The following is a 25,318-nucleotide window of genomic DNA, read 5'->3' on the forward strand; positions in this document are numbered from 1 at the left end:
CAGACAGTGGCCGCCCGCGCAGGTGTCGTGAGCGCGCCGAGGTCGACAGGAACTGGCGCGTCGGTGCTCTCAGCCCAGTAGCCGGCTGTTCAGGCGAGCGAGGTAGTCGCGGCCGTACGTCCCGTTCTCCAGGTTCTCCAGCAGCACAGACGGAAGGTCCTGTGTGATTTCGGATGAGCGCGCGGCGGCGGCGAGGGCGATCGTCGCGACAGTGTCCACGTCTCCGGTGAACGCGACGCAGGTGCGCAACAATTCGCTCATCGTGCCGCTGGTGGACAACGCGGTGAGGGCGGCGCCGACGCTCATGCGTCCTTTGGAACCGACCTTGCCGCGCCACGGCCGCGACCATCCGGACGGGACGTGACTGTCCACCCACTGCGGGAGGTTCGCGACCGGGCCGAGCTCGTAGTGGCAGTAGTGGACCGCCAGCGCCGCGGCCTGAGCGGAGGCGATCCCCGCCGGAGTGTCGTGGGTGACCGCCGCCTGCACCGCGGCATGGTGCAGCACCTCGTCGACAGTGGGGAGCAGGCCGATCGGCGTCGCCCGCATGGCGGCGCCGCTCTTGTCGCTGTCGGGCCGGATCCGGCGCAGGAATTCCGCGCCGTCGTGGACGGAGCGGAGGAAGTCGTAGAACCGTCCGGCGTAGCCCTCGCGCGGGTCACGGTGGAACGCCGAGACGAATTTGTCGGCCAGCCCCAGCGGCGTCCACGGATCCCCGGCGACCAGCAATTCGGCGATGGCCAAGGTCATTTGGGTGTCGTCGGTGTACGCGCCAGGGCGGATGCCGAGATGCTTCGGGTGCTGCACGTAGCCCCGCAGTGTGTTGTGCGCCGCCACGAACGCGGGATCCGCGTACTCGAATCCCGCACCGTACGCATCGCCGATCGCCGATTCGACCAGCACCCGCCGCCCCCTTCTGTCGGGATCACCGACCCGGACGGTCGGTGATCCAAGTAATCCTCTTACCCGGCAGCGTATTACGGATTCCAGTTACGACCACTCGTTCCGGTGATCGGCGACCCAGTCGGCGAACGAGCGCGTGGGCCGTCCCAGGATCGTCGCCAGCTCCTCCGTGACGACCGGTCGGCGCTCGAGTTCGCGAGCGTAGCGGTTCATCAGTGCGTGCACGAACCCCTCGTCCAGGCCGTGCGCGATCATCGCCGACGCGGCTGCTTCGGCCGGAACCTCTTGGTATCTCAGGGGTTTGCCGATCACCGTGCCGATGATCGTGACGAGCTGCTCCAGGCTGAGCGCCTCGGGGCCGGTGATCGAGAGCCGTCGTCCGTCGAGCGCGTCGTCGACCATGGCGCGAGCGATCACGTCGGCGACGTCCTTTTCGTGGATGACGGCCTCCGAGAACGCCGCATACGGACCGAACACCTTGTCGCCCATCGAGATGACACCGCGCCACATCGCCAGGGTGTTCATCGCGAACGAGCTGGGCCGCACGCTCACCCACGGCAGCCCGCAGGCGACCACCGCTCGCTCCACTTCGGTGTTGCGATCGCCATTGAACCGGGACGGCTGATGCGCCGGTTCGTCGTCGGCATTGATGGCCGACAGGACGACGACGCGCCGGACGTCGTGGGCGACAGCTCGGCGGAGCAGGTCGTCGACGGAGTCCTTCGTCGCTCGCGGGTGGACGAACAGGGATTCGACACCCGCGAGATCCAGATCCTCGGGCGACACCAGGTCGACGCCGTCGGGCAGCGCGACGTGGGGGTGCCGGGAAACCGCCCGGACCGGGAGTCCGCCGGAGGTCAGCGCGGTGACCAACGGTCGGCCGATGACGCCGGTGGCGCCGGTGACGAGATACATGAGGTTCCTCTCTCGGTCATAAGATATGAATCTCATATTATCTGGCGACCGTAAAGACTTCATATGGTTTTCGTAACAGTTTCCGGCGTCTCGCGTGGGCTCAGGCGAGCTCGTCGGCGGCTGCGCGGCCCGCCGTCGCGGTGCGGTGCAGGAACCCGGCGATCAGTTCCAGTTCGGCGGGCGTGTAGTCCTCGCAGAGCTCGTCCATCCGGCCGTTCATGCCGGCGAACAGGTCGAACAGCTCGTGATTGCGATCGCCGAGCGCGCGCACGGTCACCGCCCGCCGGTCGGCGGCCTCGGGGTCGCGCTCCCTGACGACCCAACCGCCGCGCTCCAGCCGGTCGAGAATGCCCGTCAGCGTCGCCGGGTGCAGATTCGCCGTGCGGGCCAGCGCTGTCGGCGTCAGCGGGCCGTGCAGGTCGATCAGATCCAGGCAGGTCCAGTCCACGTCCCTGAGCTCCACCTTGCCGCCGAAGCGCCGGTTCAACAGGGCGAGTTGCGTATTCAGCTCGCGCAGCCCGCGTTTGACCGTCTGCGTCTCGCGGCGGTGCTGACGTTTCGCGGCTTCCCGGCTCATCGTCTCGCCCTTCCTTCGTATGGTTTCCATATCATACGAAGAATTCCCTGGCGCCGTCGCGGAGGAGCAAGCAATTTATTGCTATCTCGAACTCCGTTGACCGGCAGCACCGGAACTCCTGCCGTGCTGCACAGTCGCGTGCGCCGAGCGGCTGGGAACCGTGACGAAGCGGACACGGAGGTGACCTCGGATGTCCGCTCGCCGAACGGCATCACGGCAGCGACCGGGCCGGAATACTTCGGGGCGTTACCGGAAAGGGAATCGCATGAACAGCTTTCACCGGCGCGCAATGGTCGGCGCGGCAATGGTCCTCGGCAGTGTGCTTCTGGCGCCGCCTCCCGCGCAGGCCGCTTCGGCGGGCGTCTACGGCATCGTGCCGAAGTGGGGTGGCTGGGACTGCACCGGGCCGCGGAACAAGGTCGCGTTCGTGACCTACCACAACCACACGTCGGGGAAGAACGGCGGCGACGCGGGCGACGACATCGTATGGATTCCCGTCACCTTGAATCGGAACAACAACATCACGATGAGCATCAGGTGCAGCTTCGGTACCCATATGGCCCAGAACTTCGTCATCAAGCCCACTCGCAACGCGCAGTCGTGGTGGTTCCGGCTGAACGGAACCGCCACGAGCAACTAGCGTCCGAAAGGCTCAGGGCATCCAGGTGATTCGACCGCCTTGGAAGTCCTGGGCCTTGCCGCCCTGGTAGTCGTATTCTTCGCCGGTGGGGTAGCCGTAGCGGCCGTTCTCGGCTCCCGCGCGGACCCAGTCGTCGCGAATGGCGCCCCAGACGACGTGGGCGCCGGTGGGTGCGGACCAGTAGATGGCGCCGCCTGCGAAGAGGTTGTAGCGGCCGTTGTCCGCGGCGGCGGTGGCTTCGTCGGTAATGGGGAAGCCGAGGGCACCACCTTCCCAGCCGTAGGCTCCCCACCTGTCGCGAATGGCCCCGCCGATCTGGTGTGCGTCGGTGCCGAGGGACCAGTAGATGGATCCGCCTTGGAAGTGGTTGAAGCTGCCCGGTCTGCCCGGTGTGGCGAGTTCTCCGGTGACGGGGTAACCGAGGACGCCGTTCTCCCAACCGAACGTGCCCCACTTGTCGCGGATCGAGCCGCCGATCAGGTGGGCGTCGGCCTCGGGATGCCAATAGACGGAGGCGTTGCGTTCGAAGGCTTGGAATCGTCCGCCGCGGCCCGCGTCGAGTTCGGGGGTGACGGGATCGCCGAGGGCGGCGGGCCCGCCCGCGCGGTCGTATTCGACCTCGATGGCCCCGCCGACATCGAAGGCGCCGACGGGGCGCGCGGCGGCGGCGCCGATGCCCGCGGCGAGCGCGAGCGCGAGCGCGGTGGTGGCGATGGCGCCGCGACGGGACGCGGACAGGCTGCTGGTGCGACGTTGCCGAGCCAAGTGAACTCCTTGACAGGTGTGAACCGGAGGGCGGACCGGGATCGCGAAGCGCCCGGTGTCGACGTGCGAGGTCAGCGTACTGGCGTCGGCGTGCGATGCCCGTCCCGACTCGCGCACGACCGGAGCGAAAGCGCAGCTCTGCGCCACGTGGCCGAGGGTGCCGGTGTCGTCGTCGACACGAGGTGCATCGGCGATCCGTGCGCGGTCGTTAGCAAACCTTGCGATTCGTTTCCTTGGTCCGGTTCGCTGTGGGCGCGATGATGTCCGTGCCGAACGGGCGCGTCCCGGCTATTCGGAGGTGATGGTGAGGATGTCCTCGATCGGTAGGCGGGGTGTCGGCGGCACGGGATCCGGTTCGGGTGCGCTGCCCACGCGGATGACGACCTGGGGGCGCAGGTGGCCGGGTATCAGTGTCTCGATCACGCGCCGGGCCGCGGGCAGCTCGGTGATGTGCGTGAGCGGACACGTCGAGAGCCCGGCGCCGGTGCACTCCAGCAGCACCGCCGACAGCGCCTCGCCGGTGCGCAACCACTGCGCGGGCGTGTCGCCCGAGGAGCTCAATGACAGCAGACGGGCTCGATCCTCGGCCGTCGTCCGGCGGGTGGTTCCCGGCGCGAGGGGGAAGTCGCGGCGAACGGGCACGCGCCCCGCCTCGGCCGTGGTCGCGAGCGCGGTCGGAGGAATGCCCTCGGATATATCGAAATGTCCAGTCCACCAGCGCAATTCGCTCTGATACGGCTTGTCGTAGCGACGCAGCGCGGCGGCCTGATCGGACACGGCGGCGAGTCGGTCGCGCACCGAGTCGGGCAGGTCGTCGAGCGTGATCTCGCACGCGCGCGCCACTTCCGTCACGCCGGGCAGGAGGGCGTCCCAGCCGTCGGGTGCGTCCATCGGCAGTCGGTCGGAGTACCTGCGCCCGATGATGCGGGCCTGATTGCGGATGCGTTCGGGCGGATCGGGCCAGGGCCGGAAGGCGAGGGCGGCCAGATAGCGCGGCCGCGCCGGATCGGGCAGCCGAACGACCTCGGTGTGCCAGCCATTTGCGGCGAACGCGGTCCTGGTGTGGTGCAACAGTGCGCCGCAGCTGATCACCTGCTGGCGCCCGTCCGGATCGGCCATCGGAAGCAGCCGATCGGGGTCGCTGTACAGGTGCAGCCGCTTGCCGTCGAAGATCAGGCGCCACGGCTGGGAGTTGTGCAGGGAGGGAGCGCGGCGGGCTACCTGCAGCGCGGCGGCGACGGCCGAGGCATCGGGAACTGCAGATCCGGCACGAGCGTTTTCTGCGGTCATGCCTATCGAGTATTGCACGAGGTGAGCGGGCATCGAGGAGCAGGCGGGTCCGTCGCATCGGTGGCGCCGGTCACCTTCCGCCACCGGCAACTTCGATCTCGCCTCCGATGCCAATGGTTTGCCAGGAATGTGCAAAGACACCGTCCTTAGAAAATGTTGTCACCTGAGTTGCAGGTCAAGATGTCTTTTTGTGGGAATTGCCAATATTGCGCCGCGCGCTGTGTTGTGCTCGACGCGTGAGCCAAGTCCACTTGGGGCACATCTTTCACGTCACTGGACAAGCGACCGTCCAGGAGGCGGCGGACGCGCTGGTTTCCATACCGGACGGCGCTCTGATCGTCGCCGGGGACGGGCGGATCGCCTATTGCGGCGCCCGAGACGAGATCCCGGCCGAATTCCGTGGCGTGCCCCCGATGGACCACCGCCCGGGCTTCCTGCTTCCCGGCTTTGTCGACACCCACATCCACTTCCCGCAGACCTTCGCGGGCGACGCCTACGGCGGCGGCCAGCTGCTCGAATGGCTCACGCGCTGCATCTACCCGTCCGAAGCCCAGCTGGCCGACCCCGTGTACGCGCATCGGGCGGCCGTCGAATTCTGCGCCCGCCGTCTCGCCGCGGGCACCACCGCCGCGATGGTCTTCGGGTCGGCGTTTCCGCACGCCCAGGACGCGCTGTTCGCCGAGACGCGCCGGCGCGGCCTGCGCATGGTCAGCGGCCGCGGTATCCAGACCACGGGCGAGGCGTCCGTCGCGCCGCTGATGACCTCCGAGGACGAGGCGATCCGGCTGACCAAATCGGAGATCGACACCTGGCATGCCATCGACACCGGCGACGTCGACACGGCCCTGCTGCATGTGGCGGTGGTTCCGCGCTTCGCGCTGGCGGTGACCCGCGAAACGCTGCGCAACCTCGGCGAGCTCTACGACTCCGTGCGCGATCAGGGCGTCTATTTCCACAGCCACCTGAACGAGAACAACCGTCCCGGCACCGGCGAGGTCGACAGCACCAAGCAGGCGTACCAGGTGGATTCCTACCTGGACACCTACGACGGGAAGTTCCTGCCCGGCTCGCAAGTGGGCGGCAAGAGCCTGCTCGGCAGGCGCAGCATCCTCGCGCACAGCGTGCACTGCCAGGATTCGGAACTGCGGCGCTTGGCGCAGACCGGCAGTTCGATCGCGCATTGCCCGGTGTCGCAGCAGTTCCTCGGGTCCGGCACGATGCCGTGGAAGCGGACGATCGCCTCGGGCGTCACGGTGGCCGCGGGCACCGACTACGGCGGCGGCGACGAATGGTCGATCCCGCGGGTGCTCTCCGCGGCGTTCAAGGTGCACATCTCCGAGCCGGGCGAGGACGGAGTGTCGATGCATCCGGCGGAGATGCTGTTCACCGGAACGCTGGCCGGCGCGCGCGCCCTCGACATGGAGAGCCGGTTCGGCAACTTCGATGTCGGCAAGGAGGCCGATTTCGTCGTCATCGATCCCACGGGCACACCGGCGCTGGAAGGCACTCTGGCGCAAGGGATTCGATCCGACGACTCCGTCCTCGCGCGCGATCAGACGCTGTTCGCGTTGCTGATGGGGATGGACGAATCGACGATCGCGCAGGTCTACGTCCGAGGTCGCCGCGTCGACGACCGCTAGCGGGCCGCCGATGAACGCCACCGCCGTCACCGTCTTCCATCGTCCCGCGGACAGCGCGGCCTTCGCCGCCTGGCTGGATCGGATGACCGAAATGGCCTCGGTCGCCGAGGGATTCGTGGAGAGTTGCCGCGCGGTGAGCGACGACCCGGCCCTGGAACCAGGGTTCAGCGCCACCTTCGGAACAGAGCGGCAGGTGAACGACTTCCTGGACTCGACCGCCAGGTCCCATGCGCTCGCCGAGGGAGATTCGCTCGGCTTTCACCGGAAGAGCTCGGATCTGGTCATCGTCGAGGGAGGGTTGCCGCCGCCCGGCGTCGGGGTGTTCCATCACAGCGTCACCCGGGGCAAAGCGGCGGAATTCGTTGCGGCGGAGGCGGAACTGGTCACCCTGAGCGCCACGTTCCCCGGATTCGAGGGTGTCGCGCTGTTCCCTCGCGGCGACACCGGCCGGTGGTTCACGGTGCTGCGATTTCGCACGGCCCAGCACCTGTCGGACTGGATGCGCTCGAAGGAGCGCGCCGCGGCCCTGCCCGCGCTGCGCGCCGAACTGACCGAGGATTTCTCGGTCGTCGCGCACACCACGCCGTTCGGTTCGACGCTGCGCACCGTCGACGGCCAGACTCGGGTGACGCCCACCTGGAAGATCGCGATGCTGGTGCTGCTCGTGCTGTATCCGACGGTGATGACGCTGTCCAGGTTCCTCGGCCCGGTGCTGGACGAGAACGGCGCGCCACCCTGGCTGGCGATGTGGCTCAGCCAGATCGTGAGCGTCGCGTTGATGAGCTGGATACTCTCGCCCGCCGTGGCCGCCTGTTTCCGGTGGTGGGTCGATCCGGTCGACGGCGCGGGCTGGCGCGTGAGTGCGCTCGGGGCCGCGATCGTCGTGGCCCTCTACGGTCTGACGCTGCTGCTGTTCGAGTCGGTCAAGTGGCTGCACTACTGGGACTACAACCGATGAACGGCCCCGGGCGCCCGGGTCGGTCAGCGGGCCATCGCGGTCCCGCCGATCGAGACGTAGACGAGCATCATGACGAACAGGAACCACCCGGCGCCCTGCCAGATCGGCCAGACCCGGCCGCGCCGCCAGCGCAGATAAGTGATGACGAAGGCGCCGATGCCGCCCGCCAGCAGGACGACGGCGGGCACGAGCAGCACCGCAATACTCGAGGCGGCGTCGCACAGCAGCGGACCGGACAGGCACGCCTCCCGGCCTGCGGCCCAGACCGTGGCCACCAGCGCGACGAGCGCCGCCGTGCCGAGAACCGCGAGGTCGTACCGGACGGCTTGGCGAAATCCCTCCGGATCGGACCAGCGCTTCTCGACGTCGTTCACCATCCGGCTCACCTCCGATCGCGGTCACGGGCGTCGAAAACGCCCGTGACCGGAGTTGCCGGACCGATCGCTCCCAAACTCGCGGTCGACCGCTCAGTGCGCGGCGGTCAGATCCGGCGGGTCGGCGCGGCGGTGGCGCATTTCGAACCAGTACGTGGCAATCACCGTGCCGTAGGCGGCAACGACGACGGAGACGGTGACGGCGAGCATGAGCAAGAGCAGTAGAAGCAGAAAAGCCATGTGCCCTCCCCGGAATCAGCGTGAGGTCGGCGTCGAAACAGGGACAGCGCCGCGTCGCGCCTGTTCCCTTGTCAATCCCCCTGCACCCCTCGAATCCTAGAACCGCGGGCCTGCCATGGCACGGGTGCGCCGGTGTGAGTCGAGTCATAACGAATTGGGTGTGTCCGGCCCATCACATGATCTTGGTGGGGTTGAATGGGAGAGTTCTCCGTTTTCGAAGTATCGCGCTCTCGTGAAAACGAATCCCCAGCATCACTCCAGCATCCGCGAAGGAGTATGACAGTGAGCACGATCCTCTGCGCGTTACACGACACTGTCCTCGCGCAGTACAGCAATCCGACCCCGGAAGAGCCGCCGCTGGCGGACAAGCTCATGCAAATGGGTCGGTACTTCACCTGGCTCGTTCAGCTGTCCGGGATCACCGCCATTACTTACGGCGGTGGCCGTTTCGCCTGGGAAAAGTGGAGCGGTGGCGGTCTACAGTCGCCGAAGATGATCGCCAGCGCGATGGCGGGAGGCGCCGTCGCGACCAGCGCGGGGACGATCATGAACGCGGTGATCTAGCCGCTCGGCGGGTCGCACACCGCGGGCGGAACCGACTCCGCCCGCGGTGTGCGGCCCGTTTCACATCCCATATTAGTTGTGTGCAACTGAGTTGCCCGCTACCGTTCATGGGGCACGGCACGTTCTTCGAGAAAGGCACCCCATGAGCACCCTCTACACCGCACAGGCCACCGCGACCGGCGCCGGACGCGGCGGGCACGTCCGTTCCTCCGACCAGGCGCTCGACCTGGAACTGAGCATCCCGAAGGAACTCGGCGGCGCGGGCGGTGCGGGCACCAACCCCGAACAGCTGTTCGCCGCGGGATACGCCGCCTGCTTCCACAGCGCGCTCCAGCTCGTCGCCCGCCGCGAGAAGGTGAAGGTCGCGGACTCCGCGGTGACCGGCGCGGTCGGCATCGGCCCCAACGGGGACGGTTTCGGTCTGGCCGTCACCCTCACCGTCGACCTGCCCGGCGTCGACCCCGCCCTGGCGCGCTCCCTGGTCGACGCGGCGCACCAGGTCTGCCCGTACTCGAACGCCACCCGCGGCAACATCGACGTCGATCTCGTGCTGGCCTGATCCGCGAGTCCGCGCACCCGGATCGGCTCGCCCATTCGCGCTCGCACGTTCATCAGATCCCTCCGACCCGTCTCGGTGCGGTCGACCGGCCATCCAGTAGCTTTGGCAACAGGGTGGCCGCGTCGCTCGCACGAGCCGACGGTGCCGCCGCGGAACCAGTTTTCGCACACCCACCGGACCTGACGAACGAAGAGAGCTGATCGATGCCGACCTCTACCGCGCGTGCACAAATCGGTGTTACCGGCCTGGCTGTCATGGGCAGCAACATCGCCCGCAACTTCGCCAGGCACGGTTATACCGTCGCGCTGCACAACCGTTCCGTGGCCAAGACCGACGCACTGCTCGCCGACCACGGCGGCGACGGCGATTTCGTTCGCACCGAGACCGTCGAGGAGTTCGTCGCGGCGCTGGAGAAGCCGCGCCGGGTGCTGATCATGGTCAAGGCCGGTGACGCGACCGACGCCGTCATCGAGGAGCTCGCCGCGGTGATGGAGCAGGGCGACATCATCATCGACGGCGGCAACGCCCTCTACACCGACACGATCCGCCGCGAGGCCGCCATGCGCGAGCGCGGACTGAACTTCGTCGGCGCGGGCATCTCGGGCGGCGAGGAGGGCGCGCTCAACGGTCCGGCGATCATGCCGGGCGGACCGAAGGAGTCCTACGAGTCGCTCGGTCCGCTGCTGGAATCGATCGCGGCGCAGGTCGACGGCACCCCGTGCTGCACCCACATCGGCCCCGACGGTTCCGGGCACTTCGTCAAGATGGTGCACAACGGCATCGAGTACGCCGACATGCAGCTGATCGGCGAGGCCTACCACCTGTTCCGCGACGCGCTCGGTCTGGACGCCAAGCAGATCGCGGATGTGTTCACCCAGTGGAACTCCGGCGACCTGGAGAGCTACCTGGTCGAGATCACCGCCGAGGTGCTCGCGCAGGTCGACGCGAAGACCGGCCGCCCGCTGGTCGACATCATCGTCGACGCCGCCGAGCAGAAGGGCACCGGCCGCTGGACCGTCAAGTCCGCGCTCGATCTCGGCGTCCCGGTGACCGGCATCGCCGAGGCGGTCTTCGCCAGGGCGCTGTCCGGTTCCCGCGCGCAGCGCAAGGCCGCGGTCGGCCTCGCCTCCGGCACGCTGGCCGAAAAGCCCACCGACGTAGAGCAATTCACCGAGGACATCCGCCAGGCGCTGTACGCGTCGAAGGTCGTCGCGTACGCGCAGGGCTTCGACCAGATCGCCGCGGGCAGCGCCGAATACAACTGGGATCTGCGTCCGGGCGACCTGGCGACGATCTGGCGCGGCGGCTGCATCATCCGGGCCCGGTTCCTGAACCGGATCAAGGAGGCCTACGACCAGGATCCCGCTCTGCCGAGCCTGATCCTCGCGCCGTACTTCCGCGAAGCGATCGAGACGGCCATCGACAGCTGGCGGCGCGTGGTGTCCACCGCGACCCTGCTCGGCATCCCGGTCCCGGCCTTCGCGTCCTCGCTGTCGTACTACGACGCGCTGCGCGCCGAGCGGCTGCCCGCCGCGCTCACCCAGGGACAGCGCGATTTCTTCGGCGCGCACACCTACGAGCGCATCGACGCCGAGGGCAAGTTCCACACGCTGTGGAGCGGCGACCGCAGCGAGGTCGCCGCGGGCTGAGCGGCGCGGGTCACGCCGTGACCCCGTCGTAAGCGGCCGCGACGATGTCGAACGACCGGTCGTCGGTGAGCGATCGGTCGTCGTCGAGCATCCGGTTCATGACGTAGGACACCGTCATCCGCGTGTCCATGTCGACCCAGACGAGCGAGCCACCCCAGCCGCCCCAGAAACACGTACGGGCGCTGGGGGATTCGCCGCCGCCGAGACCGTATCCGAGGCCGTAACGCATCGGTGTGCCCAGCACGGTGTCCATGCCGCGGAACTGCTCGTGGACGGCGCGTTCGCAGCCTTCTCGCGACAGCAACCGCACGCCGCGCCAGGCGCCGCCGTTCGCTAGCACCGACTGGACGGCGGTCACCGAGCGGGCGTTGCCGAATCCGCCGACGGCCGGAATCTCCGAACGCCGCCAGGCAGCGGTGTTGGCCGCGGCGGCGGGCACCGACGGATTGCCGGGGCCGCGCGGCGCGGAATCGTCGCGCCCCGGGCTCGCGGGCGGCGCGATGATCGGTGCTACGCGGTGGTCGTGCTCGGCGGGCAACCCGATGTGGAAGTCGGCCTCCAGGGGCCCGGCGATCTCCTCGGCGAAGAAGGCACCCAGACTGCGACCGGTGATCCGCCGGACGATCTCGCCCACCAGATAACCCTGGGTGAGCCCGTGGTAGCCGGCCGCCGTCCCCGGCGACCAGCGGAGAGGTTGCGCCGCAAGCCGTGCCGTAGCGGTCGGCCACTCGTAGAGATCTTCCACCGTCATCGGCTCGTCCCAGGTCGGCAAGCCCGCGGTATGCGAGAGCACGTGCCGCACCAGCACGCTTTCCTTGCCCGCGGCGCCGAATTCGGGCCAGTACTCGGCCACCGGCGCCGCCGGATCGAGGTCGCCGCGGTCCGCGAGGACCAGCGCGCACAGCGCCGTCATGGTTTTGGTCGTCGACCAGACGTTGGTGATGGTGTCGCGCTGCCACCGCGCGGTGCGCGACTCGTCGGTATATCCGCCCCAGATGTCGACCACGAGTTCGTCGCCCACCGACACCGCCACCGAGGCCCCCACGTCGTCGCGATCCAACGACGCCGCCAAAGTATCTGCCACCGTGCCGAATTCGCTCGCGCACCGCCCGTGTATCTCAGCCATACGGGGCAAGCTAATCCGGGACGTCCGCTCGAGCCACCGATTTTCGACGGTTCACGAAGCACCCGCACTCTCGTACAGTGCAGATATGCCCGAAGAAGCGCATACAGGCGCGGTCGAGGCCGCCGCCGCGGGCACCGATGACGTGCTCTCGCTCGCGGCCCAGCTGTGCTTTGCCCTGTACTCGACCTCGCGCTCGATGACCGCGGCCTACCGGCCGTATCTCGACGCCATGCGGGTGACCTACCCGCAGTACCTCACGCTGCTCGCGCTCTGGGAGAACCCGGGAATGACGATGAAGCAGCTCGCCGATCGGCTACGGCTCGACTACGGCACCGTCTCTCCGCTCGTGCAGCGGCTCCAGGCGCGCGGCCTGGTCGAGAGCGTGCGCAGCTCGCACGACCGGCGGGCCGTGCATCTGCACGCCACCGATGCGGGGCTCGCACTGAAACAGCAAGCCAGGCAGATGATCGCCGAGGTGCTGGCGGACGTCGACTGTTCCATCGAGACGGTGACGGAGCTGCGCGACCAGGTCAACGCACTCGGCGCCCGCCTCGACACCATCGTCGCCGACCGCGCCGCGCGCTGACCGTCGCTCGGATCGCCGGGCTCGGCTACGCGTCCGCGTCTTGGAACTCGCGCCGGGTGATGAGGATGCCGGATGTTTGACGCGTGGGTCGCAGGGCGATGGCCAGTACGGCCGCTCCGGAGAGTGCGATGAGCATGGTCCAGACCGCGCCGACGTGCATGGCGTGCACGAACGCGTCGTCGGCGGCGCGCGCCAGGTCGGGCAGCCCGACGGCGTCGGCGACATGCCGGGCCTGTTCCGCGGAGATGCGCGCTCGGTCCTGCACGTCAGGGGGCAGGCCGGGCAGCGCCGATTCGATGCCCCGGCTGTACACGATGGACATGATCGTCCCGCCCACTGCGATACCGAGCACGCTGCCGGTCTGACGCACCGTGTTGGTGACGGCCGATCCGGCGCCTGCCTGTTCCATCGGCAGGGTGGCCATGAGGGCCGCCGTCACCGAGCCGATGACCAGACCGATGGCAAGGCCCTGGATGAGGACGAGGATCTCGTACCAGACCATCGAAGTGTCCAGTCCGAAGAAACCGAAGGTGCCCATGGCCAGTCCCGCGACGGTCAGTGCGGTCACGGTGACGGGACGCAGCCCCCAGCGGCGGACCAAGCGGATGCCGAGCGGGCCGCCGACGATCGCGCCGAGTGCGCCCGGGGAGCTGGCCAGTCCGGCTTGCAATGCCGAGAAGCCACGTGCGCCTTGGAGATAGAAAGCGCCGTAGAAACCGACGGCGGTCATGGCGAACAGCAGCAAGCCGATGGCGGCGTTACCGCCACCGAAGGTGCGTTGCGCGAGCAGTCGTGGGTTGAAACTGGGCTGGGCACTGCGCAATTCGACGATCACGAAGGCGGCCAGCAGCAGAATACCCGTGGTGACCGGCAGCCAGACATCCACGCGGCCCCAGGTCGCGACCTGACCCGCGCGAATCAGGCCGTAGGCCAGGAGCGCAAGTCCAGTGATGGACAGCGCCAATCCAGGAAGATCCAGCGGACGCCGGGTGGGACTGCGGAAGTCCGGGATGAGCGTCGCGATCCCCACCAACCCGAGCGCAACGGCCGGGACGTTGACGAGAAACACCGAGCCCCACCAGAAACGGTCGAGCAGCACACCCGCGATCAAGGGTCCCGCCGCGATACCCACACCGGCCGACGCCGAGGTGATACCGATGGCGGTCGCCCGCGCGGGCCCGGTGAAGGTCCAGGTGAGGATGGCCATCGTCGCGGGCATGATGAGCGCGCTGCCGACCCCCATGGCGGCGCGGGCGGCAATGAGCTGCCCGGCGTCGGCGGAGTAGGCGGCCCACATGGACGAGGCGGCGAAGACGGTCATCCCGGTGGCGAGCACGGCCCGGTGCCCGAAGCGATCGCCGAGGGCGCCTGCGGTGAACATCAGCGCGGCGAAGACCAATGTGTAAGAGCCGGTTGTCCATTGCAGTTGTGCGGGGCTGGCATTCAAACCGCGGACCGGATCGGAGAGAGTTTCGAGAGCGGTGCTGAGGATCGTGTTGTCCATCCAGATGAGCAAGGAGGACAGCAGGAGTACGGCGAGGATCAACCGCTGCCTGACGTTCGGCAGTGTCGCGGGCGTGGTCATGGAAACCTTCGATACGATTGGTAGGAACCTGACGTTATCGAGAGTGCATTATCGTCAGGAACCTGTCAATCTCGGAAAGGGTTGCGCGTGCATGCGGAAGGCGGATCGCTGACCTTCATCGTTCGCAAGGTCTGGCTGAATATGCGGGCGGCGATCGGCGAGGAGCTCAAGGAGTTCGGACTGTCGACCTCGCAGTACGCCACGCTGATGATGACCGCCGCACAGCCGGGGATGTCGGTGGCCGATATCGCACGAGAGGTGGCGAGTACCCGGCAGGCCGCGAACGAGATGATCGGCGGACTGGAGAAGGAGGGCCTGATCGAACGCCGCCCGCATCCGACCGATCGTCGTACGCACCAGATCCAGGTGACCGAGGCGGGAATGCAGCGATACGCGGCGGCGCGGGTGGCCGTCGCGCGGCGCGAGGCGGAGCTGGAAGCCGGCCTTACTCCCGCGCAGCGCAAGGCGATTCGCGAGTGGATGTCAGGTATCGCCGACGCCTGTCACTGACGGGATCGGGCGCCATCGTGAGAGCCGCCTGCCCGGCCGACTGAAGCCGCATCCCGGGCCGAAATGACTCGACCCGACGGAGTCGCGAATGTACTTTGCCCGCATGTGCATCTACCCCAGCCGGACACATCTGGTGTGCCTGCGCTGCCGGGGCTCTTACAAGTACTCGATCGGACAGGGGCCGGCCCGCTGCCCGCAATGCCGTGGGGACCTCCTCGACGCCGGTCCGCACCTGGAGGTGCCCAGGAAAGTCGACAAGGCGAGTTGGCGAGCGCTCGAAGCCGTGCTCGAATCCGGGCTGAACTTCTCCGGCGGCTGCTGTGGCACTGGTCCTGGCTATCGGCCCCGCACGCCGCGCGAAGTTCGGGAGCGACTGATTTTCGCTGAACGCACCGGTACGCCGATCGCCGAGGCGCTGGCCACGGCCGATCCCGCAATCGGCGACCGTCCGCCGGGTGTGGCGCGAACCGAGCGCCGTGTCGGGTGAATGCAGCTTCGGGGAACACGTTGCGACGAATCTCCTTGGTCGGCACCATGCTTGGATTGCCGCTGAACGCCGCTATGCAGGGACCGCGTCGGGTTCGAACATCTGCCACAGCACCGGCGACCCGACTCACGGAATTCGATACTACGGTTCAGACACCGTGGGTGGTCAGGCAGAACGGGTGCCCCGCGGGATCGAGCATCACCCGGCGGTGGCTGATGTCGGGTTGGAAGGCGGTCAGTACCGCGCCCAGCTCGCCCATCCACGCTTGCGCAGAATCCAGATCATCGACCCCGAACTCCAGATGGGCCTGCTTGGCCACCACCGATTCCGGCCAACTCGGGCGTCGATAGTCCAGGATGCGGATGAAACCCAACCCCGGCCCGCCGGCTCCGGTCCCGAGCAGGACGAAGTCATCGCTGGTGTAGAGCACCGGCAGGCCGAGTCCACGGCTGTAGAACTGTGCCAACTCGACAGGATCTGAGCAGTCGAAATCTATTGAGAGCCAACGGATTATCGGCCGAGGTTCGGCGACGGCACGGTTCTGTGTTGTCTGTTCAGCAGTCATGGTCCACACCGTAGGGTCCGACCAGGACAGGTCCGGTCCTGGATCCGGACGAGAATACCGACTGTGATCGGATCTACCGCGCGGTTGCTGCATGTATTGGCTCTGCTGGACTCCCGCCCGGCATGGACCTGTCAGGAATTGAGCAGGCGGCTGGGAGTGACCGACCGGACGGTACGCCGCGATATCGCACGCCTGCGAGAACTGGGGTACGGCATCGATTCCGATCCCGGCCCGTGGGGAGGCTATCGCCTGGCTCGTCGACCACGGGTTCCAGCGCTCGCCCTCGACGAAGAAGAGGGTTTCGCAGTGGCCGTGGCGTTGCGGGAAGCCGCGGCGGGCGGCGTGCTCGGCAGCAGCGTCTCGGCATTGTCGGCGCTGTTCAAACTGCAAACCCTGCTACCCGAACGGTTCGCGCGCCACCTCGACGCGGTGAACCGCACCCTCGCCCACACCGCCGACGGGGCCGAGGTATCCCCGCAAGCCGACGCGTCCGTGCTGTGGGCTCTGGCCACGGCATGCCGACAGAGCGAACGCCTCGCGCTGACCTACCGCGATCATCACCAGCGCATCACCCGCCGCTACGTCGACCCCTATCGTCTGGTGCGCGCCAACCGCCGCTGGTACTTCCTCGCCGAAGACGTCGACAAACAGCAATGGCGTACATTCCGAGTGGACCGGGTACTGCACACCGAACTCACCGGACATCGCATCGAACACGACAACCCGCCCGACCCCGCCACGCTGGTCACCGAAGCGATCGCCGCGGTCACCTACCCGCTCTACGCCACGATCAGGCTCGCCGTGCCACTCCAGCAAGCCTTGCGAATCGTGCCGGCCACCATCGGAACCCACCGCCCCGACGGCCCCGACGCCACCCTCATCGATATCGGCGCCAACGACATCGACTCTCTCGTCACCTATCTGATGGGTCTGGGCGCCACACTGCGCGTACTGAGCCCCGACACCGTCCGCCGAGCCCTCCTGGACAGGGTGGCCGCTCTGCGGGTCGACAACCTGTAACAAGGCTGTGCATCGCGCGCGGCGTCGCCGCAGGGATGTTGTTCGCGCCTACGTTTTCCTAGGGTTGCCCAGTTCGTCGTCCGGCCGTATTTCGAGCGTTTCCACGAGGGCAGAGGCGAGGAGGGCCACGGCCCGATCATCGTCGCGGGCCAGTTGCCGCAGGGTATCCAGCGCGATGGTCCCAGGCATCTCGGCGAGTGCCTGGGTCAGTCGTATCCGCACTGCCGAGTCCGCTGTATGTGCGGTCAGCTCGTCGATCAGCGCAGTCATGATCCGGTCTGCCCACGTCTCGTCGCACGCCAACGTTCCCAGAAGCTCGGCCGCCTCGATATCATTCGGGCCCTCGACCACCGTGCCGACAAGTTCCGGCACAGCCTGGGTCACGCCACGCGCACCCAGTGCGAGAGCAGCGTGTCTGCGGACCGTCGCGTCCGCGTCCCCGAGCGCGTCCGTGAGCACCGCGGTCGCCTCGTCGCCCGGTATCTCGGCCAGCGCCAAGACCGCGCGCCTCCGGACGTCGACGTCGTCTGACCTCATTCCGGATGCCACTCGCGCTGCACCGTCACCGCCGGCCCGTGCGAGGGCCCACCGCAGGGCCCCGGCAACGTTTGGATCGGATTCGGTGAGGAGCGCCTCGGCCAGCAGCTCGGCAGGCATCGAGACATCCTCGGCCGGGGCCAGGACGGCCTGCTGCCGCCGGGCGGCGCTTTGCGAACCGAGTCCGTGCAGGAGCTCGATGATACGCAGGACGTGTTGCCAGTCGAAGGGCTCGGCCGCATCGACCGTCCGGAGCCGCTCGAGGAGCTCTTGCTCCCGGTGCAGTCGTTCCTCGGTCTTTCGGATGAGGTCGCCGACCAGTGCGGCCGGGGTGAATTCGGCATCATCGAGAGCGCGCCCGATCTGGCTCAGGGACAGCCCCAGGGAACGCAACCCCTCCACGTGGAAGATCCGCCGGATGTCCTCGGGGGCGTATTCCCGGTAGCCACCCACGGTTCGTCCGGTCGGCCGTACCAGCCCGAGGGAGTCGTAGTGCCTGAGCATCCTGGCGCTCACCCCCGAGCGGCGCGCCACCTCACCGATCAGCACGCGCTTGTCTCCTCCCGGTCCGGACCGAGCGCGACGACCCGTCTCGCCTGATCGACGGCGAGGTCGAATCCGGCATCCGGGTCGCGCAGGAGCCGCTCCGTGGCGCGCGCATGCGCCCGCACCATCGGGTCGTGACTTGCCATCGCCGTCCGAAGGAGCGGCTCGCTCACATCGCCGAGCGCGACGAGCGCACGGCTCAAACTCAGCCGTACCTCCCGGTCGCCGCGCCCGAATTGCCTGGCCAGTTCGGCGGCCAGCCCTTCCTTCGCTCCGTCGGGCACGAGAACCGCGGCAGCGCGCCATGCACTCCGCGCGACGTCGTCGTCGGCATCGCGCAGCAACGAACGCGTGATCGCCGGCCACACACTCGGGTCCCCGATCTTGGACAGCGTGTGCAACGCTTGGCTGCGAGCCTGAGCGTGCTCGGAACGGAGCTCCGCGCGCAGCTTCGGAACCGTGATCTCCGAAGGAAGACGGGTAAGCGCCCATGTGAGCATGTCGCGCACGAAGAAGTCCGGCTCGATCGCGCACCGTTCTATCAGCGCATCGACGAAACCGGGCTCGGGATTCGTGCCGGCCGCCAGAGCCGCCTCGAGCCGAGTCGACGAGTTACCGGCCGCCAACGCGTCGAGCAGTCGCCTGTCCTGTGTATTCCTGTGTGTCGAGTTGATGGAAACCACCTCCGACAGCCAGTCAAGGCCTTCACACAGTGACAAGGTCAAGTCCACGGGCGTGACCGCCGTGGGCATCGTCCACCATCGCATTCGTGGCCCGGCCCGAGCACCGGGTTCGGCTACGCGTCCAGTACGCGCGCGGCCCGCTGCACCACGGGCGGCTCGGTGGACCACGGGAAGTTGATCCACCTGTCGGTGTGTCGCCAGACGTACTCGCACGCCACCTCGGAGCGCGGCTTCTGGTAGATCACCGCGCAGCGCACCTCGGCGACGTGCGCGGAACAGAAGTCGCGGACCAGCTTCAGCGTTGCGCCGGTATCGGCGACATCGTCGGCGACGAGCACCGTCGCGCCCTCGAGGTCGACGGACTTGGGGACCGGAGGCAGCATGGCCGGCATGTCGAGGCGCTGATCGACGCCGGTATAGAACTCGACGTTCATCACGTGCAGGTTCTTCACATCCAGCGCGTAGCCGAGGGCGCCCGCGACGAACAGGCCGCCGCGGGCGATGGACAGAATCAGGTCGGGATGGAAGCCGTCGGCCGCGATCTCGGTCGCCAGCTCCCGTCCCACGACGCCGAACTGCTCCCAGGACAGCACTTCCCGATCCGCCATCGGACCTTTCCTCTCGCTCGAATGTGGTTTCCGAGCATACGGATGGTTATCCGGCGCGGCGGCGGAACGGGCGCGGCCGGAGCCCGCGCCCGCCCTGCGGTTCCGCGCTGGACGCCGCAGGGCCGAGTGCGGAGCGGAGGGCGGGCTGCGTTCGCCGCGCCCAGGCGAGGCGAGGCGACCCCCGACCAATGGGTACAGTGCGCGATCACGCGTCGACCGCCCGCCGGGCGTAGGCGCGCACGTCCGCGTCGGTGTCGTCGATCGCGCGCTTCAGCGCCTCGCGAGCCGATGCGTCCGTGCGCCAGGTGCTGAGCGAGAGCACCGCGGCCTTGCGGACGTCCAGGTGCGGGTCGAGCAACGCCTCGGCGAGCACGGGGATCGCCGGCTCGGGCGCGGCCCCCGCGAGGCCGCGGGCTGCGCCGACCCGCACCTGCCAGGCCGAATCACGCAGTGCACCGGACAGATTCGCGCCGTCGTCCGGTCCGGCGCCGAGCGCGGCGAACGCGGTGAGTGCGGCCGCGCGGACCAGCGGGTCGCGGTCGGCGGACAGGGTCCGCACGACCTCCACCCCGCCCTCGCCGATGGCCGCGAGACCGTTGGAGACCGCGATCCGCACCTCTCGGTTCGGATCGTCCGCCAACGCGGCGACCCCGGCGCGGTCGTCGAGCGAGACCAGCGCGCGCACCGCTTCGATGCGCACCCGGTGGTCCGGATCGGCCAGCGCCGCACCGAATTGCGCCGCGCTGCCCGCGCGCAGGGCACGCAGCACATCGATGACGGTGGCGCGGACGAGCGGGTCGGCGGAGTCGAGGTGTTCGGGCAGCCCTGTCGCGTCCGGCAGCACTTCCACCAGCTCCCGCAGGCTTTCGGCGGCCACCCGCCGCACCGACGCGGCGGCGTCGCCCAGCGCGTTCGCGAGCGCGGACGCGAAACCGTCCGGCGTGTGCTCGGTGAGCACCGAGATCGCCGCGCCACGCACACCGGCGTCGGCATCCACGAGATAGCTCGAAAGATCCCGCACCGTAGGCGAATCCAAGGCGAGCAGGGTGACGAGTCGCGGTGACGGGGGAGCGGCGGGCGCCGCGGCTTCGGTGACGACCACCGTGTCGTCGCGCTGCGGAGGTCGGCCCGAGCGCAGCCGCGGCTGTTCGACCGCCACGATGGTGGGGTCCGTCGACGGCACGTCGTCCAGTCCGGGCACCGGCACGAGATACGGCGCGACCGGACGCTTGAGGAACTCCATCGCCCCGTCCGCGTCCTTGCGCAGATTCAGGTGATAGCGCCAGGCATTGTCGTCGCGTTCGGGCAGATCGGCGCGCTCGTGGTAGAGGCCCCACCGGGATTCGGTGCGGGTCAGCGAGCTGCGCGCCGCCATCTCGGCGCAATCGCGGATGAACGAGACCTCCACCGCGCGCATCAGCTCGTGCGGGGTGCGCGCGCCGATGCCGTCGACCTCGGTGCGCATCCGCTCGAACGTCTCCACCGCGATGGACAGCTTGGTGGCCGTCTTCGGCGGCGCCACATAGTCGTTCACGAAGCGGCGCAGCTTGTATTCGACCTGGGGCTGCGGCGGCCCGTCCGATTGGCGCAGCGGCCGGTAGACGAGTTCGTGCGCTTCGGACAGCTGGTCCTCGGGAAGGTCCTGCGGCGCTTCGAGATCGGCGAGGGTGGAGGCGGCGTGCGCGCCCGCGAGATCGCCGTAGACGAACGCGCCGATCATGTAGTTGTGCGGCACGCAGGCCAGATCGCCCGCGGCGTACAGGCCGGGCACGGTGGTGCGCGCGTGTTCGTCCACCCACACGCCCGAGGCGGAATGGCCACTGCACAAACCGATCTCGGAGATGTGCATCTCGATGTCGTGGGTGCGGTAGTCGTGGCCGCGGTTGGCGTGGAAGGTGCCGCGGGTCGGGCGTTCGGTGGTGTGCAGGATGCCTTCGAGCGTGGACAGCGTCTCGTCGGGCAGGTGCGACACCTTCAGATAGATGGGGCCGCGCGCGGATTCGATCTCGCGCTTGACCTCCGCCATCATCTGGCCCGACCAGTAGTCGGAGTCGACGAACCGCTCGCCTTCGGCGTTGACCTGATAGCCGCCGAACGGATTGGCGACGTAGGCGCAGGCGGGACCGTTGTAATCCTTGATGAGCGGGTTGATCTGGAAGCACTCGATGCCGGAGAGTTCCGCACCGGCGTGATAGGCCATCGCGTAGCCGTCGCCCGCGTTGGTCGGGTTCTCGTAGGTGCCGTACAGGTAGCCGCTGGCGGGTAGCCCGAGTCGTCCGCAAGGTCCGGTGGCTAGGATCACCGCTTTCGCGCCGACCGCCACGAATTCGCCGGTACGCGTGTGCAACGCGGCGGCGCCGACCGCGCGACCGTTCTCGGTGAGCACCCGAACGGGCATGAGCCGGTTCTCGATCCGGATCTTCTCCCGCATCGAGCGCTGGCGCAGCACGCGATACAGCGCCTTCTTGACGTCCTTGCCCTCCGGCATCGGCAGCACGTACGACCCGGAGCGGTGCACCCGGCGCACCGCGTACTCGCCGTACTCGTCCTTCTCGAACTTCACGCCGTAGCGCTCCAGCCGCTGCACCATCGCGAAGCCGCGCGTCGCGGTCTGATAGACGGTGCGCTGGTCGACGATTCCGTCGTTGGCCCTGGTGATTTCGGCGACGTAGTCCTCCGGTGTCGCCTTGCCGGGGATGACCGCGTTGTTGACGCCGTCCATGCCCATGGCCAGCGCACCGGAGTGGCGCACGTGGGCCTTCTCCAGCAGCAGCACGTTCGCGCCGTGTTCGGCGGCGGTGAGCGCGGCCATGGTGCCCGCGGTGCCGCCGCCGATGACCAGGACATCGCAGTCGAGCCGGATCCGTTCGGATAGCTCGGGAATGTTCACAGTTTCTCCAGGATCTCGTCCCGCACCGCCTGCCGGTCGACCGGCTGTCGCGGTGCGGGCACCTCGACGACGGCGCGCAGGGCGGCGGAGTGTTCGTCGTGCCTGCCGAGCACGGCGATGCGATCGCCGAGCAGCAGGGCCTCGTCGAGGTCGTGGGTGACGAAGACGATGGTGGTGGGGTGGGCGCGCCAGGTGTCGATCAGCAACCGCTGCATGGTGGCCCTGGTCTGGGTGTCCAGCGCGCCGAACGGCTCGTCCATCAGCACGGCCCGCGGCGCTCCGGCGAGGCTGCGCGCCAATTGGACTCGCTGCCGCATGCCGCCGGACAGGTCGCGCGGCAGGTAGTCGGCGTAGCCGGTGAGACCGACCTCGGCGACCCAGCGTCGCGCGACGGACTTGCGTTCGGCGCGCGGTGTGCCGCGCAGATGCAGCGCCAGTTCGATGTTCTGGCGCGCGGTGCGCCATGGCAGCAGCGCGTCGTCCTGGAACACCAGCGCGCGATCGGCCGACGGTCCGGTGACCGTGGCGCCGTCGGCGCGCACCACCCCGGCGTCGGGGCTGCGCAGACCGGCGATGGCGCGCAGCAGGGTGGACTTGCCGCAGCCGGATTTGCCGACCACGACGAGGATTTCGCCCGCGGCGATGTCCAGGTCGAGGCCGTCGACGACGGTGCGTGCGCCGTAGGCGATCCGCACGCCGTCCAGGGTCAGCCGCATCCCCGAAGTGACGGGTGCGGCGGGCGCCGTTGTGGTGGTGGTCATTCCGCAACCTCCCTGGGCAGCCAGCGGGTGATCCGGCGACCGGCCAGCTCGACCAGCCCGGAGGTGGCGAAGCCGAGCACGCCGATGGTGATCATGCCGACGAAGACCGCTGGATAGTCGACGATGGTGTAGGCCTGCCAGGTGCGGTAGCCGACGCCGAGCCGCCCGGAGATCATCTCCGCGGAGATGAGGCAGATCCAGGCCACGCCAACTCCGACCGACAGCCCGCTGAACACGCCGGGCAGGATGCCGGGAAACACCACGCGCACCAGCACATCTCGGCGCGACGCGCCGAGCGTGCGCACCGCGTCCTCCCAGATGGTCGGCAGCGCACGCACCGCGTGCCTGGTGCTCACCAGGACCGGGAACAGCGACGCGGTGAAGGTGATGAAGACGATGCCGGATTCGTCGCTGGGGAACAGCAGGATCGCGACAGGCACCAGCGCGATGGCGGGGATCGGGCGGACCAGCTCGGTGAGCGGGCCGAAGACGTCGGCGAGCAACCGGGAGCGGCCGAGCCCGATGCCCGCGAGCACGCCGACCACCGCGGCCAGCCCGAAGCCGGTGACGATGCGGATCAGCGACTGCGCGATGTCCAGGTAGTACTGGTCCTTGCCGAGATGCTCGCCGAACTCCGCCACGATCTCGGTCACCGTCGGCAGCGAGTCGAAGCGCAGTCCGGCTCGCACGTCGTTGACGGTGAGCAGCTGCCAGAGCCCGACGGCCGCGAGCACCGAGACGATCCGGACGGCCCGTGACCGCCACTCGGAAGTGGTTCGGCCCTTTGCGGTCTCCGGCTCGGTGACCGCGTCGCCCGCGACGGCCACGGCGCTCATGCCTGCGCCTCGCTGGCGCTCGGCACCGGCATGCGCGAGGCGCGCTGGCACATGACTCGCTCACTTCGTTCGCTCATCCGCGTACTTCCGTGACCGCCTGGTCGTAGGAGACCGACGTGGCGGCGGGGTGGTTCTGCCGGTAGCGCTGCGCGGCGGCCTGCGTGGTGAACGGCAGGTACTTCGCGCCGTCGCGCAGCCACACCGCCTTGTCGGCGAACCAGCGGGTGCCGAGTTCGGCGTCGGGCACGTAGACCGCGCGGATCACCTTGCCCTGGGCCTTGGCGGCCTGCACGGCGCGCAGCAGGCAGGTGGGGTCGGCCGCGGGCTGCGGGCGGTCGGCGCCGTCCACCCACACCTCACCGGCCAGCGCCGGATCGCTGACCGCGATGCCGCAGACCGGGTCGGCGCCGGTGATCGAGCTCGGGTTGGCGGTGGCGGCCAGCGCCCGGTCGTAGTCGCCCTGCCCGGTTTCGGCGAAGGCCTTGCGCAGCGCCGCGTCGTCGACGAAGCGGTCGATGTCCAGGTCGGCGAAGTCGCCGATCGACTTCAGGTACGGCACATCGCCTTTCAGCGCCGAGATCAGGCTCGGCTTGAGCGTCGTGTCGAAACGGGTGCCGCCGGGGCCGTTGTAGAGGTACACCACTTCCTGCGGCAGGCCGGAACCGTCCGCGACGATCTTGGCGGCCTCGAAGGGGCGCTCGGTGAGGAACTTCGTCGCGTCGAGTTGCGCGGCGAGGAAGGCTTGCAGCACCTCGGGATGGTCGGCGGTGTAGGAGCGGCGCGCGACGACGCCGTGGAAGGTGGGCACGTTCAGCTCGGCGCCGTCGTAGAGCAGCTTGGCCTTGTTCTGGAAGACGAGCAGGCCGGGCCAGGCGACGAACTGGGACAGCGCGCCCACCTGGTGCGACTCCAGCGTGGTCGCGCCGACCTGCGGCTGCTGGTTGAGCACCTCGACGCCCTTGGCCGGGTCGATGCCCGCCCGCGACAGGGCCTGCACGAGCGTGCCGTGGCCCGCCGAGCCGACGCTGGCCGAGATCTTCTGGCCGGCCAGGTCGGTGATCCCGCTCGCGGTCGAATCGTTCGGCACCACAACCATGTTGAGCGCGCCCTTGGGGTTGTACCCGGTGACCGAGACCAGCGCGGTCTTCGCCCGCTCGTTGGCCTGCGTGCGAGACCCGTTGATCAGCAACGGATAGTCGCCCATCGAGCCGATATCGATCTTCTCGGCCACCATCTGCGCGGTGATCGGTGCGCCGGTGTCGTAGTCCTGCCACTCCACCTGGTACTCGGCGCCGCCGTTGTCGGTGATCTGGCGCAACCGCTGCTCCAGATACCCCTGGGCGCGCAGCAGCGTGCCCGCGGTGACGGTGTTGATGGTCTTGGACTGGTAGCCGACGACGACCTCGACCGTGCCCGCGGGGGCTTCGTCGGAGCTTTCGAGCGAGCAGCCCGCGACGGCAAGTGCGGCGGCGAGCAGGACGGGAACGAGACGTGCTTTCATGAG

General features: G+C 68.5%; 27 protein-coding genes. 10 read left to right on the top strand and 17 right to left on the bottom strand.

The genetic code is table 11. The features are described 5' to 3' along the window. Positions 1-69: 69 nt before the first annotated feature. The 3 genes from AC3ERS_RS21110 to AC3ERS_RS21120 all read right to left on the bottom strand — a co-directional run bounded on the left by AC3ERS_RS21110 (position 70) and on the right by AC3ERS_RS21120 (position 2,395). Positions 70-990, bottom strand: coding sequence for an ADP-ribosylglycohydrolase family protein (locus tag AC3ERS_RS21110; RefSeq protein ID WP_488186849.1), 921 nt, complete (start codon positions 988-990; stop codon positions 70-72). Next, positions 991-1,818 carry an NmrA family NAD(P)-binding protein gene (locus tag AC3ERS_RS21115; RefSeq protein WP_431969770.1) on the bottom strand — a complete coding sequence of 276 codons (828 nt, stop codon included), beginning with the start codon at positions 1,816-1,818 and terminating at the stop codon, positions 991-993. It lies immediately after the preceding gene. A 100-nt stretch (positions 1,819-1,918) separates the two neighbouring features. Continuing rightward, positions 1,919-2,395 (bottom strand): MarR family transcriptional regulator, encoded by a 477-nt coding sequence (locus AC3ERS_RS21120; protein WP_431969771.1) that lies wholly within the window; start codon positions 2,393-2,395, stop codon positions 1,919-1,921. A gap of 265 nt (positions 2,396-2,660) precedes the next feature. Between AC3ERS_RS21120 and AC3ERS_RS21125 the strand changes: the two genes are divergently transcribed. Beyond that, positions 2,661-3,035 carry a hypothetical protein gene (locus AC3ERS_RS21125; RefSeq protein ID WP_431969772.1) on the top strand — a complete coding sequence of 125 codons (375 nt, stop codon included), beginning with the start codon at positions 2,661-2,663 and terminating at the stop codon, positions 3,033-3,035. Between the two features lie 12 nt (positions 3,036-3,047). Here the strand turns inward: AC3ERS_RS21125 and AC3ERS_RS21130 are convergent, their stop codons facing one another. Both AC3ERS_RS21130 and AC3ERS_RS21135 read right to left on the bottom strand, forming a co-directional pair. Beyond that, positions 3,048-3,800: an LGFP repeat-containing protein gene (locus tag AC3ERS_RS21130; protein WP_431969773.1), complete on the bottom strand. Its 753-nt coding sequence runs from the start codon at positions 3,798-3,800 to the stop codon at positions 3,048-3,050. A gap of 288 nt (positions 3,801-4,088) precedes the next feature. Continuing rightward, a complete protein-coding gene (locus AC3ERS_RS21135; RefSeq protein WP_431969774.1) occupies positions 4,089-5,090 on the bottom strand; it encodes an Acg family FMN-binding oxidoreductase in 1,002 nt (333 codons plus the stop codon). 236 nt (positions 5,091-5,326) lie between these two features. Between AC3ERS_RS21135 and AC3ERS_RS21140 the strand changes: the two genes are divergently transcribed. Together AC3ERS_RS21140 and AC3ERS_RS21145 are read left to right on the top strand one after the other, a co-directional pair. Continuing rightward, positions 5,327-6,730, top strand: coding sequence for an amidohydrolase family protein (locus tag AC3ERS_RS21140; protein WP_431969775.1), 1,404 nt, complete (start codon positions 5,327-5,329; stop codon positions 6,728-6,730). A 10-nt stretch (positions 6,731-6,740) separates the two neighbouring features. Continuing rightward, positions 6,741-7,688 (top strand): antibiotic biosynthesis monooxygenase, encoded by a 948-nt coding sequence (locus AC3ERS_RS21145; RefSeq protein WP_431969776.1) that lies wholly within the window; start codon positions 6,741-6,743, stop codon positions 7,686-7,688. A 23-nt stretch (positions 7,689-7,711) separates the two neighbouring features. Here AC3ERS_RS21145 and AC3ERS_RS21150 read toward each other — a convergent pair whose 3' ends face one another. Both AC3ERS_RS21150 and AC3ERS_RS21155 read right to left on the bottom strand, forming a co-directional pair. Then, a complete protein-coding gene (locus AC3ERS_RS21150; protein ID WP_431969777.1) occupies positions 7,712-8,065 on the bottom strand; it encodes a hypothetical protein in 354 nt (117 codons plus the stop codon). Between the two features lie 90 nt (positions 8,066-8,155). Further along, entirely contained in the window at positions 8,156-8,302 is a 147-nt protein-coding gene (locus tag AC3ERS_RS21155; RefSeq protein WP_431969778.1) for a hypothetical protein, read from the bottom strand. A 282-nt stretch (positions 8,303-8,584) separates the two neighbouring features. Here AC3ERS_RS21155 and AC3ERS_RS21160 point away from each other — a divergent pair, with 282 nt between their 5' ends. The 3 genes from AC3ERS_RS21160 (at position 8,585) to gndA (ending at position 11,074) form a co-directional block, all read left to right on the top strand. Further along, on the top strand, positions 8,585-8,866 hold the full coding sequence (locus tag AC3ERS_RS21160; protein WP_431969779.1) for a hypothetical protein: 282 nt from the start codon (positions 8,585-8,587) through the stop codon (positions 8,864-8,866). 142 nt (positions 8,867-9,008) lie between these two features. After that, positions 9,009-9,425 carry an organic hydroperoxide resistance protein gene (locus tag AC3ERS_RS21165; RefSeq protein WP_431969780.1) on the top strand — a complete coding sequence of 139 codons (417 nt, stop codon included), beginning with the start codon at positions 9,009-9,011 and terminating at the stop codon, positions 9,423-9,425. 203 nt (positions 9,426-9,628) lie between these two features. Beyond that, entirely contained in the window at positions 9,629-11,074 is a 1,446-nt protein-coding gene (gene gndA / locus AC3ERS_RS21170) for an NADP-dependent phosphogluconate dehydrogenase (protein ID WP_431969781.1), read from the top strand. 10 nt (positions 11,075-11,084) lie between these two features. On the opposite strand, the gene AC3ERS_RS21175 is transcribed toward gndA, so the two are convergent. Continuing rightward, positions 11,085-12,200, bottom strand: a complete 1,116-nt coding sequence (locus tag AC3ERS_RS21175; RefSeq protein ID WP_431969782.1) for a serine hydrolase domain-containing protein — start codon at positions 12,198-12,200, stop codon at positions 11,085-11,087. Between the two features lie 85 nt (positions 12,201-12,285). On the opposite strand from AC3ERS_RS21175, the gene AC3ERS_RS21180 reads away from it, so the two are divergent. Next, positions 12,286-12,786, top strand: coding sequence for a MarR family winged helix-turn-helix transcriptional regulator (locus tag AC3ERS_RS21180; protein WP_431969783.1), 501 nt, complete (start codon positions 12,286-12,288; stop codon positions 12,784-12,786). Positions 12,787-12,811: 25 nt separating this feature from the next. On the opposite strand, the gene AC3ERS_RS21185 is transcribed toward AC3ERS_RS21180, so the two are convergent. Beyond that, entirely contained in the window at positions 12,812-14,371 is a 1,560-nt protein-coding gene (locus AC3ERS_RS21185) for an MFS transporter (RefSeq protein ID WP_431969784.1), read from the bottom strand. 87 nt (positions 14,372-14,458) lie between these two features. Between AC3ERS_RS21185 and AC3ERS_RS21190 the strand changes: the two genes are divergently transcribed. Together AC3ERS_RS21190 and AC3ERS_RS21195 are read left to right on the top strand one after the other, a co-directional pair. Then, positions 14,459-14,881, top strand: a complete 423-nt coding sequence (locus AC3ERS_RS21190) for a MarR family winged helix-turn-helix transcriptional regulator (protein WP_431969785.1) — start codon at positions 14,459-14,461, stop codon at positions 14,879-14,881. An 88-nt stretch (positions 14,882-14,969) separates the two neighbouring features. Next, on the top strand, positions 14,970-15,368 hold the full coding sequence (locus tag AC3ERS_RS21195; RefSeq protein WP_431969786.1) for a hypothetical protein: 399 nt from the start codon (positions 14,970-14,972) through the stop codon (positions 15,366-15,368). 148 nt (positions 15,369-15,516) lie between these two features. Here the strand turns inward: AC3ERS_RS21195 and AC3ERS_RS21200 are convergent, their stop codons facing one another. Continuing rightward, positions 15,517-16,026 carry a VOC family protein gene (locus AC3ERS_RS21200; RefSeq protein WP_431969787.1) on the bottom strand — a complete coding sequence of 170 codons (510 nt, stop codon included), beginning with the start codon at positions 16,024-16,026 and terminating at the stop codon, positions 15,517-15,519. Here AC3ERS_RS21200 and AC3ERS_RS21205 point away from each other — a divergent pair. Continuing rightward, entirely contained in the window at positions 15,997-16,953 is a 957-nt protein-coding gene (locus AC3ERS_RS21205; RefSeq protein WP_431969788.1) for a helix-turn-helix transcriptional regulator, read from the top strand. The two genes, AC3ERS_RS21200 and AC3ERS_RS21205, sit on opposite strands and share 30 nt — an antisense overlap. A 48-nt stretch (positions 16,954-17,001) precedes the next feature. Here AC3ERS_RS21205 and AC3ERS_RS21210 read toward each other — a convergent pair whose 3' ends face one another. From AC3ERS_RS21210 to AC3ERS_RS21240, 7 genes are all read right to left on the bottom strand, one after another. Then, on the bottom strand, positions 17,002-18,039 hold the full coding sequence (locus AC3ERS_RS21210) for a HEAT repeat domain-containing protein (RefSeq protein ID WP_431969789.1): 1,038 nt from the start codon (positions 18,037-18,039) through the stop codon (positions 17,002-17,004). Continuing rightward, complete coding sequence (locus AC3ERS_RS21215) at positions 18,033-18,719, bottom strand: HEAT repeat domain-containing protein (RefSeq protein WP_431969803.1); 687 nt, start codon at positions 18,717-18,719, stop codon at positions 18,033-18,035. The genes AC3ERS_RS21210 and AC3ERS_RS21215 overlap by 7 nt, the downstream gene beginning before the upstream one ends. Positions 18,720-18,832: 113 nt before the next feature. Further along, on the bottom strand, positions 18,833-19,327 hold the full coding sequence (locus AC3ERS_RS21220) for a phosphoribosyltransferase (protein ID WP_431969790.1): 495 nt from the start codon (positions 19,325-19,327) through the stop codon (positions 18,833-18,835). Positions 19,328-19,532: 205 nt separating this feature from the next. Beyond that, complete coding sequence (locus AC3ERS_RS21225; protein WP_431969791.1) at positions 19,533-22,217, bottom strand: fumarate reductase/succinate dehydrogenase flavoprotein subunit; 2,685 nt, start codon at positions 22,215-22,217, stop codon at positions 19,533-19,535. Beyond that, positions 22,214-22,978, bottom strand: a complete 765-nt coding sequence (locus AC3ERS_RS21230; protein ID WP_431969792.1) for an ABC transporter ATP-binding protein — start codon at positions 22,976-22,978, stop codon at positions 22,214-22,216. Before AC3ERS_RS21230 ends, AC3ERS_RS21225 begins: the two co-directional genes overlap by 4 nt. Beyond that, positions 22,975-23,814 (bottom strand): ABC transporter permease, encoded by an 840-nt coding sequence (locus tag AC3ERS_RS21235; RefSeq protein WP_431969793.1) that lies wholly within the window; start codon positions 23,812-23,814, stop codon positions 22,975-22,977. The genes AC3ERS_RS21230 and AC3ERS_RS21235 overlap by 4 nt, the downstream gene beginning before the upstream one ends. 73 nt (positions 23,815-23,887) lie before the next feature. After that, on the bottom strand, positions 23,888-25,315 hold the full coding sequence (locus AC3ERS_RS21240; protein WP_431969794.1) for an ABC transporter substrate-binding protein: 1,428 nt from the start codon (positions 25,313-25,315) through the stop codon (positions 23,888-23,890). Between the last annotated feature and the right edge of the window lie 3 nt (positions 25,316-25,318).

This window comes from Nocardia sp. bgisy134, assembly GCF_057708325.1.

Excerpts from the sequence above, each read along its gene's own strand:
- AC3ERS_RS21180 (WP_431969783.1), top strand. The coding sequence starts at position 12,286 with ATGCCCGAAGAAGCGCATACAGGCGCGGTCGAGGCCGCCGCCGCGGGC.
- AC3ERS_RS21200 (WP_431969787.1), bottom strand. The coding sequence starts at position 16,026 with ATGCAGCAACCGCGCGGTAGATCCGATCACAGTCGGTATTCTCGTCCG.
- AC3ERS_RS21185 (WP_431969784.1), bottom strand. The coding sequence starts at position 14,371 with ATGACCACGCCCGCGACACTGCCGAACGTCAGGCAGCGGTTGATCCTC.
- AC3ERS_RS21120 (WP_431969771.1), bottom strand. The coding sequence starts at position 2,395 with ATGAGCCGGGAAGCCGCGAAACGTCAGCACCGCCGCGAGACGCAGACG.
- gndA (WP_431969781.1), top strand. The coding sequence starts at position 9,629 with ATGCCGACCTCTACCGCGCGTGCACAAATCGGTGTTACCGGCCTGGCT.
- AC3ERS_RS21165 (WP_431969780.1), top strand. The coding sequence starts at position 9,009 with ATGAGCACCCTCTACACCGCACAGGCCACCGCGACCGGCGCCGGACGC.
- AC3ERS_RS21220 (WP_431969790.1), bottom strand. The coding sequence starts at position 19,327 with ATGGCGGATCGGGAAGTGCTGTCCTGGGAGCAGTTCGGCGTCGTGGGA.
- AC3ERS_RS21125 (WP_431969772.1), top strand. The coding sequence starts at position 2,661 with ATGAACAGCTTTCACCGGCGCGCAATGGTCGGCGCGGCAATGGTCCTC.
- AC3ERS_RS21240 (WP_431969794.1), bottom strand. The coding sequence starts at position 25,315 with ATGAAAGCACGTCTCGTTCCCGTCCTGCTCGCCGCCGCACTTGCCGTC.
- AC3ERS_RS21175 (WP_431969782.1), bottom strand. The coding sequence starts at position 12,200 with ATGGCTGAGATACACGGGCGGTGCGCGAGCGAATTCGGCACGGTGGCA.
- AC3ERS_RS21195 (WP_431969786.1), top strand. The coding sequence starts at position 14,970 with ATGTACTTTGCCCGCATGTGCATCTACCCCAGCCGGACACATCTGGTG.
- AC3ERS_RS21150 (WP_431969777.1), bottom strand. The coding sequence starts at position 8,065 with ATGGTGAACGACGTCGAGAAGCGCTGGTCCGATCCGGAGGGATTTCGC.
- AC3ERS_RS21145 (WP_431969776.1), top strand. The coding sequence starts at position 6,741 with ATGAACGCCACCGCCGTCACCGTCTTCCATCGTCCCGCGGACAGCGCG.
- AC3ERS_RS21135 (WP_431969774.1), bottom strand. The coding sequence starts at position 5,090 with ATGACCGCAGAAAACGCTCGTGCCGGATCTGCAGTTCCCGATGCCTCG.
- AC3ERS_RS21115 (WP_431969770.1), bottom strand. The coding sequence starts at position 1,818 with ATGTATCTCGTCACCGGCGCCACCGGCGTCATCGGCCGACCGTTGGTC.
- AC3ERS_RS21230 (WP_431969792.1), bottom strand. The coding sequence starts at position 22,978 with ATGACCACCACCACAACGGCGCCCGCCGCACCCGTCACTTCGGGGATG.
- AC3ERS_RS21235 (WP_431969793.1), bottom strand. The coding sequence starts at position 23,814 with ATGAGCGCCGTGGCCGTCGCGGGCGACGCGGTCACCGAGCCGGAGACC.
- AC3ERS_RS21155 (WP_431969778.1), bottom strand. The coding sequence starts at position 8,302 with ATGGCTTTTCTGCTTCTACTGCTCTTGCTCATGCTCGCCGTCACCGTC.